The sequence below is a fragment of the Galliscardovia ingluviei genome (assembly GCF_014635685.1).
GTDB classification, from domain to species: Bacteria; Actinomycetota; Actinomycetes; order Actinomycetales; family Bifidobacteriaceae; genus Galliscardovia; species Galliscardovia ingluviei.
In genome coordinates, this window is sequence record NZ_BMDH01000006.1 from 81,073 (window position 1) to 92,946 (window position 11,874).

Sequence of the window (11,874 nt, forward strand, 5' to 3'; positions counted from 1 at the left end):
TGTGTGTTTAATGAGAGTATGCGCTCACGCACGCACATGTGTACATGTGTATGTGTTCGACTGGTTGCAGGTGTACGCGCTTACGCTTGTACTATCATACACGCGCACAGTTGAGTACATGCAGGCATGTGCGTGTACGCGAGCAAGCGTGCGGCAGGTGCTCAAGAAAATTGAACCACCACGTTCACACACGTACAGTAGCAAACACAACAACAAACTTGTAGAGGAAGGAAATTCTCATGGCAAACAGTAAAGGCACAACTCTTATTATTGGAGATAAGAACCCAATCACTCTTGGCTCATTCCCTCACTTGTATGAGGCAAGCGCTTACAAGGCAAGTAAGGAGGAGGCTGAGAAATCACAGGAGAAAGCAACCTCACCAACATTCAGCATTAAAGTGTCGTTTGACAAGGACAATAAGGGCGACATGGCAAACGTGGATATTTTGCAAGACACCATTGATAAGGTCATGGAGGACGCAGGATGGAGTACTCGAATGCGCGACCGTGCAAGCCGATTCCTGTTAGACGGCGATGAAGATATGGTAACTAAATCCATTGGCAGTGATGAAGTGGTCTTGCTTGCAGAAAAGTATCCTGAGCTCAAGAACCATTACAGTATGAACGCTAAGAACTCTATGCGCCCTGACGTGAAATATGTGAACCCTAAAACTGGGACGATTGAGCGTATGCCCATGCCAAAACTGCACCCAGTAGGAGAGAAAGAGGAGCAGGAAGCGCAGGAGATTAAAGACATGTGGCGCGAATGGGTGTATTGGGGTCAGAAAGTTGCACTCGTGCTGAACGTTCGCACATATATGATTGGTTCCTCAACGTTTGGTGTTCGCGCAAAACTTGACGGGGTTGTGTTGCTTGGCGGCGGTGAGCACCTTGGTAAATCCAATATTGATAACGTGCTCACCGAGCAGGTGACAGGCAATCTTGTGGCACTTGCACAACAGTTGAATGGGGGAGTGCAGGAAGAGGCTGAGGGTAAGCGTGCTAAGCGCCGTACTCCAGAAGATGAGTTTATGGAGGAGGATGATATTTTCTAACACACAAAAAAGAAAGTTGGCTGGTGGGAAATGCTTCGAGTGTTTCCCACCAGCCAGTTTCGTGTTTGTGGTAGAATCGTTGGAAAATCAACGAAATGTGAAAGTGCGGCTGCTGTAAAAACATTTTGACAATCCCACAGTAACACTAATAAGCTCAGCAGTAAGCAATATAGGCAGTAACCCTCTCTTACGCTAAGAAGGGGGAGGGGATAGCAAGAAAGGAAAAATACCATGCCATTCTTAGGACACGTTAAAGTAGTTGGTAAAACCCACTACGAGGACGATGATGAGGACGAGTATCGCCCACCATATGACGGTATCGAGTTCCCCGGAGATTTCGAGACCAGCCGACCAGTAACGCCGGGCGAATACAATGCGCTAGTGCTTCACGGTGAGGAAATCTACCCGGGTGCGCGCGCAGAGCTCGCCGACTGGGAGGGACGTATGGATGCGTACTCGCTTGCGGAAGCAAAAGCGAACGGCTACTACGTGCACGAGTATGAGAATAGTGCAATCCCTGATTTTGATGCGTTAGAGCGTGAGAACATGCCAACGCTTGTGCAGCCTGACGAAGGAGCACCATACGAAACCAGCGCCAACAGTCTCGCCTATGACAATAGACCACAAATGTTAAAAGAGCTGGAAGAATGGGAAGATGAGCACCCGCTCACACCAGAGCAGCAAGCCCTCGCCGATGAAGCAGAACAATACGGCATTATCTTGAAAAACCAGCCAGACGATGACTGGAATCCCGTGTTCGACTTCTACTGTGCAATAACTCAACCAGCTGAACTGAAAAAAGCAGCAGACCAAGGTTACACTGATTTTACCAGTGAAGAACGCAAAGAACTCAAACAGTTTGAAAGAACACTACCAGACAGGCTCAAAAAAGCGTTAGCAAAAATGCCGTATACGCGCAAGACATATGAGCCTATCGATTTCGGCGATTAGCTAATAACCGTATAACAATGGCGTGCATTCTTTAACAGGGTGCACGCCATTGTTGTTTGTGCGGCTACTGCTCACATAACTCGCTTCACCTCGTTTCGCAGTCTACTATGGAAGCAACAATCCACGCACAAGTAAGGAGTAATCATGAGTAACGCACAAATCGTAGCAATGGAAGATAAAGAATATTTCGCCCTACCAGACCTCGACCAAAGCCAGCTGAAACAGTATATGCGCAACCCTCGCATGTGGGCGTATCAGAGGCTCAACCCCATTGTGAAAACCACGCCAGCGTTAAACTTCGGTAGCGCATTCCACAGTCTCATGCTTGGTGGTAACCCAGTAGTGACCATGCCAGAAGGCATGAATTTACGCACCAAAGCAGGTAAGGAATGGAAAGCTGAACAGGAAGAGCAGGACGCTATTGTGGTGAACGCTGAGGAAATGAGCATGTTACAAACCATGAAAGCAACCATGCTCAGCGACCCCGAAGCTGCCGCCATGCTTAATGAAGGTCTCACAGAGCAAGTAATCCTATGGCAAGATAAGCCCACGGGATTAAATTTGAAAGCTAAAATTGACCTTATCCCAGTGGGAGACACCCCATACATTGTAGACCTCAAAACCACAGATGACGCTAGTGCAGAAAAGTTCGGCAAACACGCCATCGACTACGGGTATCACATTCAAGCAGAGTTCTACAGGAGTGCTATCGCCTTACTCAACCCTAAAACCCTCAACAGGGCGCGTAGAGTACCACCAAGCATGGTGTTTTGGGTCATTGAAAAAACCATGGCACCAAACTTCGCGAAATATCAAATTCATAAGGAAACAGAAATCGCGAAGATTGCGCGCAAACAGATTCGTAACGCGCTCACCAAAATCAGCAATGGCATGGAAGCGCGTAACGTGACCACGCTGGACGAGTACGCGCAAGCTATTCTCGATGAAGCTCAAGCGCCAAGCGTACAAGACATGCTGATTCCAACATGGGCGGTACGGGAACAGGCGAAACTCATCTAACTTGTTGCCTATCAGTTTACAGACTATAATTAGAGCATACGCTAGATGTATGCTCTAATTTTTTACGCCCGCACAACCCCACACTGGAGACACCATGCCAACAGCACGAAAACCCGCGCGCAAACGCCAACCATGGCAGCCAAACCAACAGCAAGCACGCAACGGGTACAGTGCTATATTCCAAATCCCCCCAGCATGGTGGACAAGCACCGACAGCCCACTAACCGAGCGGGAACGCTCCAACAGACGACACATAGTACGCTCACACGCAAAAACCATATGGGCTACCAGTAAAAAACAACGTCAAGCATGGCATGTGGAACGCTTCGTACTTATCATTACCGTAAGCCCGCCACGCACCATAACCAACCCCACGCGCATATTCCCCGCAAAAGCAGCAGAAACATGCAAACCAATCATTGACGCAGGCACAGACGCAAAACTATGGGACGATGACGACAGTAAACACCGTTACGCCACCACATTCATAGCCGTGCCACCAGTACACGAACAGTATTGGACACTCACCGTGTACGTGCTCCCCATCCCATCACACACGCCACGTTGGGAAATCAGACATTTAAGCAGCTCCATCCGCTCCGCATGGAAAGCAAGCTACGAAAAAACCCCTCCAGCATGGTACGCGGGATACAACGCAGGGTTCACTATCCCCAAACGGTTATGGCTCACCAGCAATATCACCGACAGTGACTTACACAACATGCACCACGCGCAACAAGTCGCGTGGGGAAGTGGCAGGGCGCACGGTGAGCGAGAGCGCATCCGCCAACAGTTGCAGGCGAACACATACCAGCAGTGGAAACGCCAATACCACTTGTGGTCAAACAGGTTCACGCTTGAAATTGGCGTATCCTACCCTCCAGCCGTGGGGGACGCTGACCCCGATAATGCGGCAGAAACCGTGAACACTGTACTGCAAGCAGGCACGCAGGCGGGCGCTTGGGACGCTATCACCGCAGCAAACTGTAAAGCTGTCACCTTCTACCGGCAAGCCAACAACATGACACCGGGCATACACAAGCTCAACATTACGGTCACACCAATCCCTGACACGTGTACCGCTTCGAGCTTGTGGGTGAACGCTATTCGCAGAGCGTGGCGTATGCATGATGAGAGGAGTAGCCAGTGAAAGAGCGGACGATTAACACGCTGATTTTCTCAGTATCTAGCCTCCTGCTTGGCGTCATTTTTGCCATGCACGCCGGGTTAGATGGTGTTATCACTGTTACAGAAACCACCATTACGGGCACGCTCATCACCATGGGTGTTTTCGGGCTTCTGCTTGCACTCTTCCGTGCAGTCAAATACGTGATAATGCGACTGCGCGACCAGCATACGCTACGACAGCAGGCAACCAACCAACAGTAGCGCACAATATTTCCCCCAACAATAATCCACCAATCACAGCCGAAGGAGGCAATCATGGTACGCAAGGTCACGAAGCCGAAAGGCAAGAAATACGTGTACAGGGAGAAAGACCATCCACGTAACATTATCGGACAGTGGCGGTTAAAAAACCTTGGAGCAGGATGGCACAAGGCAACCAGTAGTAGAGGCAAAGTCTACCACTATTATGTAGGTTCAACGAGCCCAGAAGCCGTGTACCGGCTCACGGGCGGGCAGACGAATCTGCTTTCTCGTGGCACTGTTGGTGGCGCGACAGCCACACAGTTTAGTGACGAGATGGAAGTTGTGCATTTCACGCGAACCGATGACAACCAGTATCTCGCTATTGCTGGCAGTGAGCATTACGCAGTAGGTATTGTTAATCACGACCAGCAGCCACCTGAGCATGATTTCCGTGTTACTCGCAACTCGCAGTTTGAGCCGGTAGCAGGTGAGTTTGATGAAGATGAAAACAAATACGGGTATGAATCTCACGTGGACGTGGCAGACAGTGAACGCACCAATAGGGAAGTGTTCAACGACCCTGATGCGCTCGTGCAGGAAGTGAACCCGCAGGAGCTGGCTGATGAGGTTGCTCGTATTCGCCGTGAGGAATACGTGGGGCACACCTACATGGAGAAGAATAAGCAAACCGGTGAGGAAGAGGCGATAACTGTCACCCCGAATCGGGCTCGTAACATGCCAATGTTCGTGTACATTGACGGTAAGAGTGGAGAACTGAAAGTTGAACGCGCCTACAACGTTACTAAAGACGGTGTCCTCAAGAGGCGTCACTCGCCAAACTCTCATGGCGGTAGCCCTGTAGTGAGATTGAACGCCGCTGACTTGACGCGCATTACTCGCGCTATGGACGCGGACGGCACAAGAAGCGTGCAGGTGGCGGTCGGCTCTGGTACGAAACAAACCAAAACCGGCAGAAGAGCGAATAACGCGCTGTTCTTCCGCGCTGATGGCACAACGAGCAAGAACGAGCAGATTACCACGTGGGCGACTTTGGAGAATAACCCTGAGCCGACACGGCGTGAGGAGCTGACGACTGCGCAGCGTGAGGCGCGTAGAAAGGACGCGATTCAACGCAATCTGAACCCTACTACCGATGATGGTAGGCGTGCTCTAGCGGCAGCGGTGTTCGATTCTAAGCGTCCTGACCGGTACTATGTTCCTAAAAAGCAGCAGACTGAACAGCATACAGTCGTAGGGGGCGCGTATCGGAACGTATACCGTATCGACAATAAGACCGGTGAAATTAACGGCATGAATATTACGGACGTGAGGGGAGCTGTGTTTGAAGTGCAGCGTCAAGGCTACTTTGTTGGTGCTGGACGCGGAGCTGTGCAAGCAGCTGAACGTAAGAACGGTTGGGTATTCCATCACGGTGAAGAGCAACTGTTTATTGACCATCATGGGCGTATCAACCAGTTATAGTTGCTGAGAGCATGGTGCAGTGGCTGGGCTTGCTAGACATGTTCTAGCGCCCAGCATCGCACGGTGTCGTGTTTTCAAACCACGGTTTACAGCCTATAATTAAAGCAACCATAATATTCTTTTATGATAGCACCACGCAAAACTGCAACAATCGTAAACAAATGAGGTATATTGTGAAACCAAACAAGTATGCTGCACTCAGCATGATTATCCCCACCGTAGCTGTTTCTCTCATCGCGCCAAGCGCATTCGCCAACGATAATGAGGATAATGCTACAGCACCGGGGAGCGAAGCCGTAGACACGAACACGTCTGACACTTCAACACAGCCTAGTATCCCATTGCACGCGGTGAGCGCGACCATTGACGGGCAGGATGTGAACGTCACTACCAAGGATAATACGGTGGTGGCTGATGGCAGTATTGATGTGAAAGTCACTAAGGATAGTGTGCTGAAACTCACGTACTCGGATGGCAGTACGCGAACCGTCCCCGTAACCAGTTACCGCACAGTCAGACAAAATTTCCTTGGCGTAGACGACTACAAGCAAGTCGGCGCGTTCACAGCAGACGCGGACAACACCTATAAGGACAGTGTGAACGTACAAACCTCACACGCATGGTCTGAGGGTGAAGAAACCACTATCACCAGCCCAACCGGCATGAACTTCACCAAGGACGAACAAGGCGACTATTCCGCAACCCTACCAAACATAGCGTTAAGCGATAAAAACGTGCCAGAAACTAACGAAATAGAACTCTCCGATGGCACAAAACTCCCTATCACGTGGGGCAACGTGGAAACCGTCACCAACGATGGAGCAACTACCGTGGTACGCCACGGCACCGCCAAATACCACACGTCAAGAATAGGGGGAACTACCAGCTGGTCAAACTCAGGAACACACCCAACCGGTAATGGCACATCCAACGACCTGCCAGTAACCATCCCAATCACCATCACCGCAAGCCGAAGCCAAGACACCAGCATCAAAACCCTCACTCTCGAAACCACCACGCCAGATGGCACCAAAACCAGCACCCCAATCCCCGGATTCCAACCAAACACCCACGAATACACCATCACCCTCCCCGCCGCAGCAGCAGCCAACGCCTACACCCTCAACACCACAACTGGCGTAGACGCAACCCAAACCGCGCCAACAACCAGCCTCACCCCAAACGGAGGACGCGACACCACCATCACCATCAACAACACCACCTACACCATCCACATCAACTTCCAGCCAGCAGACATCCAACCAGACAGCCCCGCAAAACTCGAAGGCATCTACATCAACACCAGCGGGCAAGCCACCAAAGGCATCCTCATCAGCAACTGGAACCCAAACAGGCTCGAATACGCCATCAACCTAGGAGCAAACGACCCAAGCCCATTCATCCTCCCCATCAGCCGAGAAGGCGTAACCATCAAAGCCGGCAAAGTCACCCAAACCAGCCAATCCGCAACCCAAGAATGGCAAGTCACCGACACCACAACCGGCACCAGCCGAACCTACAAAGTCACCGTCACACGACCCGTAGAAACCAAAGTCACCAAATTCAAACCAAACAAGCCCATAGCCCAAGACCAAACCACCCCAGCCGACAGTGACACCGACACCACACTCGATTCACACGGCTACGTGGACAAAAACGGCAAATACCACACCATCAACGGCAACACCTACCAAATCCCAGAAGGAGGCGTATTCTCCTACCAAACCAAAACCGGACAAACCGCAACCGTCACCAGCACAAGACAAGGCATGACCGTCACCTACAAAGTCACCGTGCTACCAAAACAAACCAGCGCACTACCAGCCTCCTACACGTTTACCACCACCTACATCACCGAAGCCACCCACAAGGCACAACTCACCGGCATCACCGTAGACGGCAACAAAGTGAACGAGTTCAACACTGACAAGCACGAATACACCGTAACCGTAAACAACCCAGACGAGTGGACAATCGTCCCACAATACGACAAAACCACGGGCATGAGCGTCACCACCAACAAGCAGGGCGCGGACGCAACCATCACCGTCACCAGTGGAGACGGGCTCGTGAAAACCGTGTACAAGGTGCACGCGCAGCGAGCATTGTTCGGCGGGCAGGGGAGTAGTGGCGTGAGCCTCGCGGAAACGGGGTCTAATGTGCGCACACTCACGATAGCTGCGGTAAGCGCCATGCTGCTTGCAGCAGCAGCCGCAGTCGCAGCAGTCGTGACCAGCAAACACTCCAAGCGCGGAAAACACGAAACCACAGTCACGGAGAATGGTAGCGCAGAAAATAACCAGTAGTAGATTTTCCCCTATGCGCAGCAAGAGTTACGTCATGGTGGCGTGGTTTGTCCGCGCAAAACGACAGGATAGGGAATGCTGATAATAGTTAGGTTTTCCGCCTATTATCGGCAAACCCCTGAACCAAATGAGATAATGGGTGCCATACAGAACACCACTGTATGACACCCATTAGTGTATGCAAGGCTCAGTATTCGCGGCTCACCACTGTAATATTGCTGAACTCACGCCTATACACACTTAAACCGTAAGTATCGCGCACATAGTCGCCCATCCTAGAGATTTCCTCCTCATTAAGGAAACGCAATTGTGCACGCTCCACACTGTTGAGCTTACGAGTGTGCAGCTCACCATGCTTAATGTTTGTATTGTTAAGCGTGCTACTAGCAATGTTTAACGCTTGCTCATGTAACTCCACCTCTTCAAGGAGCTGGTTGAGACTGTCGAGAAGAAAACACGTTTGACACATCTTGTCGTTTTCGGTTTTGTTTTCAACAAGCGTGGCAGGCGCGTTTTTCAGTAGGCTACTGATAATTTCCGCGCCGTTTTCCACGTAGCTGATTTCATGCAGTTCTTTTTCGGCTGTGAGTGCATAATACATGGGTTACTCCTAGTATTTATAGGTACACGTGGCTGATTTGCTTACCTACAAGTCGCTCGTGTAGTGCAGTGCGTTCTGCTTCGTCTAGCTTGCGCACGTGTAGTTCGCCTTTGACCGCGGGTTTTCTGCTAAGTTTTCGCGCGTAGTTAAGCGAGTTCTCCCACTCGCCCACCCTGCGTTGTAATGCCAGCAGATTATTCATCCTAACAAAGTAGTCTAGCTGATTTTCGTTTTGGGTTTTCACTACTCGTACTGTAGTGTTTTTGAATACATTGTTAATGTGGTTAGTGTTATTCAACTTGTAGGAGACTTCGTAGATTGCTCCGGGGACTTGTACGTAGTACATGATTGTTGTGCTCCTCAAATTGCGTGTAAATGTTTTTGTTTGTGCTTTTATTCTAGGCTGTGGTGGTGGGGAGATTCTAGTTTGTTTGTTTAGTGCCGCATTGTGTTGAGATGGTTATGCAGCAACTTGACTATCGTAGCCTATAAGCTACAATAGTTGTATGGAAATCATAACCAGCAGCGACTTCAACTCGTGGCTAAACACCCTAAAAGACAAACACGCACAACGCAGAATCATACACGCAATAACACGATGCGAAGCACACGGAACAATGATAGGAGACATTAAACCAGTAGGAGACAAAGTATACGAAATGCGCTTCCACTTCGGAGCAGGATACCGCATCTACTACACCCAAGTCGGCTCTATCACCATATTCCTCCTTGCAGGCGGAGACAAATCAACGCAAAGTAAAGACATAGCAAAAGCCAAACAACTAGCACACAACATTCATCAGGAGCACTAATATGAACACTACAACCTACAGCAAATTCGATGCAAGCCAATACCTCAACAACGAAGAAGCAATACGAGACTACCTCGCCATCGCACTCGAGGACGGCGACACAGCAACCATACAACTTGTTCTACGCGACATAGCCAAAGCACGAGGCATGAGCGAACTCGCACGCAAAACACAACTCAACCGCGAATCACTCTACAAATCACTATCAGCACAAGGCAATCCATCATTCGCATCCATTATGAAAATCATGAACGCTCTCGACTTGAAAATGACACTAGTTGGTCATGAGAAATAAATAATAATCCCTGAATAGCAGCATATGCTACTCAGGGATTATTGCAATACGTTAGCCCGTCACGTTAAAACGGTAGCCAACACGCAAAACTAAACTTGTTCCGAATCTCGCCGTTCAGCCTCCTCAATACAAATACGAGCTATCTCCTCACGCACATTCAGGCTAAAAGTCCTCGGGAAAACAATATCATCACGCACACTAAAATCCGGAAGCTCAGGCAGCTTATTCACAGCAGGCGGGCGGAACAACGCATTATCCACAAGCTGTTGAATTGTTAGCACCGTGTCCTCAATATCAATAGTGCACCATACAAGCGGCTTATTCATCACAGTATCCCATGCTTTTTGCATGATACGCTGACGGCGCTCAGGAAACACCACACTGTAATAGTGGGCTCGTATCTGCCTGTTCTTCTCATCAATATCCGCAAGTGTCTGCTGGTATTGTTGCAATATTTTCTGATACGCGACTGCGTTGGCAGCATCTTCACGCTCCGCCTCACGCTTACTGGTTTTACCAATTTGTGGAATTATTTTTTTAATACCCCAAACCGCGCCGATAATGAACGGGGACACAATCGCAATCATGATAATGAAAGCAATGCCGAGACTTATCGTGTCAAATATTCCCTGAGGCTTCCCGAAGTAGTCTTGATAAATAGTTCTTAGACCGACAATACAGTAGACGATAACTCCGATAAGAAAAAGTATAGCCACTGTTATCCCAAACTTCTGCAAATTATCTTCCCGCCGATTATATTTCTGGGATGGGGCAGGAGGCAATGGTTTTGCCGGATATTGCTTGTACCGAATACTATCCTCACCAAACTCACCACGATGCTTTTCCAATTGTGCAACCGCGTAAGCGTAAGCATCCTTTTCCCTCGCGGCAATAATACGTTGGAGGAGTGCTGTCGGGCGTTCAAGCCATGCTTGCGCACGGTCTGCCCACTCAGTGTATACGCGCCCATCTGGCGTTTGCCTCCATTGTGCGAAAAACTGGTAGGCTTGGTCTACTCGCGCTTGGTGGACTTCATCTCCAACCTCAGCGATGAGACCGTTTTGTATGTTGAGTTGGCGTGAGATTTCAGCACTTGCTGCGGTGAGCTGGGTGAGCTGGTTGTTGGCTTTTTTGAGTTCTTGTGTGCCTTGTGCTACCTCGTTGCGGATGGTGGATATGTCTCCGCTCATGTCCTCTAGGATGGCGTTGGTGTGCTGTTGCTCTTCGAGTGTTTGCTCGTGGAGGCGGTTGGCTTCTTTGAGGAGTTTATTAGTTTTGCGTTGTTCGTGGAGTTGTTGTTGGTTAATGCGGTTGGTTTTGGCTTGTTGAGCTACGTTTATGGTGCCCATGGCTGCTGACCATTGTGCGGCGTTGCTGGTTGTGCGTTGCTCGTTTTCGATGTCTTGTAGGATTTGGCGTGTGTCTCTGTTGTCTGCCATGTGTGCTCTTTCTCTCTTGTGCTTCGTTGCGTTGTGTGTTGGTTGTTATGGTAGTGGTTGGGGTGGTGTTTTGGCGGGTTTTGTGTCGCACTTTGAGCTTTGCAATCGTTTGCAATATTACTGGACAACACGTTGAACGATACGTGGACAAACACGGACACCACCCAAAACCCCAATAATTGCAACCATTCCCACCCGCAACCACCACGCGCACACGTGGACAAACAAGGACACCCGCCACTATCCCGCCCAACCCACACTCCACACACCACAATCGCGTGGACAAACAAGGACAGTAAACCAGTGGACAAACAAGGACAGCAAGTGAAACCGTTGAAAAATCAACGATAAGCACACAATCAACACCGTGGACTAACAAGGACAAGCACGTGGACAAACGGGAACGGCACGGCTTTCTGTGGAAAACCGTGGACTAACAAGGACACTAAGCCCATCCTCCATGTGGACAAACACGGACAAGCACGTGGACAAACAAGAACAAAACCGTTATTCTGTGGAAAACCATGGGATAACGGGAACAA

At 49.8% G+C, this 11,874-nt stretch carries 11 protein-coding genes; 9 read left to right on the top strand and 2 right to left on the bottom strand.

Annotated features, from left to right (window positions below; all coding sequences use genetic code 11):
- The first annotated feature begins 239 nt into the window (after positions 1-239).
- The 7 genes from IEU85_RS08205 (at position 240) to IEU85_RS08235 (ending at position 8,185) form a co-directional block, all read left to right on the top strand.
- Complete coding sequence (locus tag IEU85_RS08205) at positions 240-1,055, top strand: ssDNA-binding protein (protein WP_188355780.1); 816 nt, start codon at positions 240-242, stop codon at positions 1,053-1,055.
- A 231-nt stretch (positions 1,056-1,286) separates the two neighbouring features.
- Complete coding sequence (locus IEU85_RS08210; protein ID WP_188355781.1) at positions 1,287-2,006, top strand: hypothetical protein; 720 nt, start codon at positions 1,287-1,289, stop codon at positions 2,004-2,006.
- A gap of 144 nt (positions 2,007-2,150) precedes the next feature.
- Positions 2,151-3,026 carry a PD-(D/E)XK nuclease-like domain-containing protein gene (locus IEU85_RS08215; protein ID WP_188355782.1) on the top strand — a complete coding sequence of 292 codons (876 nt, stop codon included), beginning with the start codon at positions 2,151-2,153 and terminating at the stop codon, positions 3,024-3,026.
- A gap of 94 nt (positions 3,027-3,120) precedes the next feature.
- The gene (locus IEU85_RS08220) at positions 3,121-4,176 is read left to right on the top strand and encodes a hypothetical protein (RefSeq protein WP_188355783.1); all 1,056 of its coding nucleotides are present in this window, start codon (positions 3,121-3,123) and stop codon (positions 4,174-4,176) included.
- Positions 4,173-4,415, top strand: coding sequence for a hypothetical protein (locus IEU85_RS08225; protein ID WP_188355784.1), 243 nt, complete (start codon positions 4,173-4,175; stop codon positions 4,413-4,415). Before IEU85_RS08220 ends, IEU85_RS08225 begins: the two co-directional genes overlap by 4 nt.
- A gap of 54 nt (positions 4,416-4,469) precedes the next feature.
- Positions 4,470-5,879 carry a hypothetical protein gene (locus IEU85_RS08230; protein ID WP_188355785.1) on the top strand — a complete coding sequence of 470 codons (1,410 nt, stop codon included), beginning with the start codon at positions 4,470-4,472 and terminating at the stop codon, positions 5,877-5,879.
- Between the two features lie 173 nt (positions 5,880-6,052).
- Entirely contained in the window at positions 6,053-8,185 is a 2,133-nt protein-coding gene (locus IEU85_RS08235) for a hypothetical protein (RefSeq protein WP_188355786.1), read from the top strand.
- 187 nt (positions 8,186-8,372) lie between these two features.
- Here IEU85_RS08235 and IEU85_RS08240 read toward each other — a convergent pair whose 3' ends face one another.
- On the bottom strand, positions 8,373-8,786 hold the full coding sequence (locus IEU85_RS08240; RefSeq protein WP_188355787.1) for a hypothetical protein: 414 nt from the start codon (positions 8,784-8,786) through the stop codon (positions 8,373-8,375).
- 506 nt (positions 8,787-9,292) lie between these two features.
- Between IEU85_RS08240 and IEU85_RS08245 the strand changes: the two genes are divergently transcribed.
- Together IEU85_RS08245 and IEU85_RS08250 are read left to right on the top strand one after the other, a co-directional pair.
- Entirely contained in the window at positions 9,293-9,598 is a 306-nt protein-coding gene (locus tag IEU85_RS08245; RefSeq protein WP_188355788.1) for a type II toxin-antitoxin system RelE/ParE family toxin, read from the top strand.
- Position 9,599: 1 nt separating this feature from the next.
- Positions 9,600-9,893 carry an addiction module antidote protein gene (locus IEU85_RS08250; RefSeq protein WP_188355789.1) on the top strand — a complete coding sequence of 98 codons (294 nt, stop codon included), beginning with the start codon at positions 9,600-9,602 and terminating at the stop codon, positions 9,891-9,893.
- Between the two features lie 89 nt (positions 9,894-9,982).
- Here the strand turns inward: IEU85_RS08250 and IEU85_RS08255 are convergent, their stop codons facing one another.
- A complete protein-coding gene (locus tag IEU85_RS08255; RefSeq protein WP_188355790.1) occupies positions 9,983-11,332 on the bottom strand; it encodes a hypothetical protein in 1,350 nt (449 codons plus the stop codon).
- Between the last annotated feature and the right edge of the window lie 542 nt (positions 11,333-11,874).

Excerpts from the sequence above, each read along its gene's own strand:
- IEU85_RS08255 (WP_188355790.1), bottom strand. The coding sequence starts at position 11,332 with ATGGCAGACAACAGAGACACACGCCAAATCCTACAAGACATCGAAAAC.
- IEU85_RS08230 (WP_188355785.1), top strand. The coding sequence starts at position 4,470 with ATGGTACGCAAGGTCACGAAGCCGAAAGGCAAGAAATACGTGTACAGG.
- IEU85_RS08245 (WP_188355788.1), top strand. The coding sequence starts at position 9,293 with ATGGAAATCATAACCAGCAGCGACTTCAACTCGTGGCTAAACACCCTA.
- IEU85_RS08220 (WP_188355783.1), top strand. The coding sequence starts at position 3,121 with ATGCCAACAGCACGAAAACCCGCGCGCAAACGCCAACCATGGCAGCCA.
- IEU85_RS08205 (WP_188355780.1), top strand. The coding sequence starts at position 240 with ATGGCAAACAGTAAAGGCACAACTCTTATTATTGGAGATAAGAACCCA.
- IEU85_RS08215 (WP_188355782.1), top strand. The coding sequence starts at position 2,151 with ATGAGTAACGCACAAATCGTAGCAATGGAAGATAAAGAATATTTCGCC.
- IEU85_RS08210 (WP_188355781.1), top strand. The coding sequence starts at position 1,287 with ATGCCATTCTTAGGACACGTTAAAGTAGTTGGTAAAACCCACTACGAG.
- IEU85_RS08250 (WP_188355789.1), top strand. The coding sequence starts at position 9,600 with ATGAACACTACAACCTACAGCAAATTCGATGCAAGCCAATACCTCAAC.
- IEU85_RS08240 (WP_188355787.1), bottom strand. The coding sequence starts at position 8,786 with ATGTATTATGCACTCACAGCCGAAAAAGAACTGCATGAAATCAGCTAC.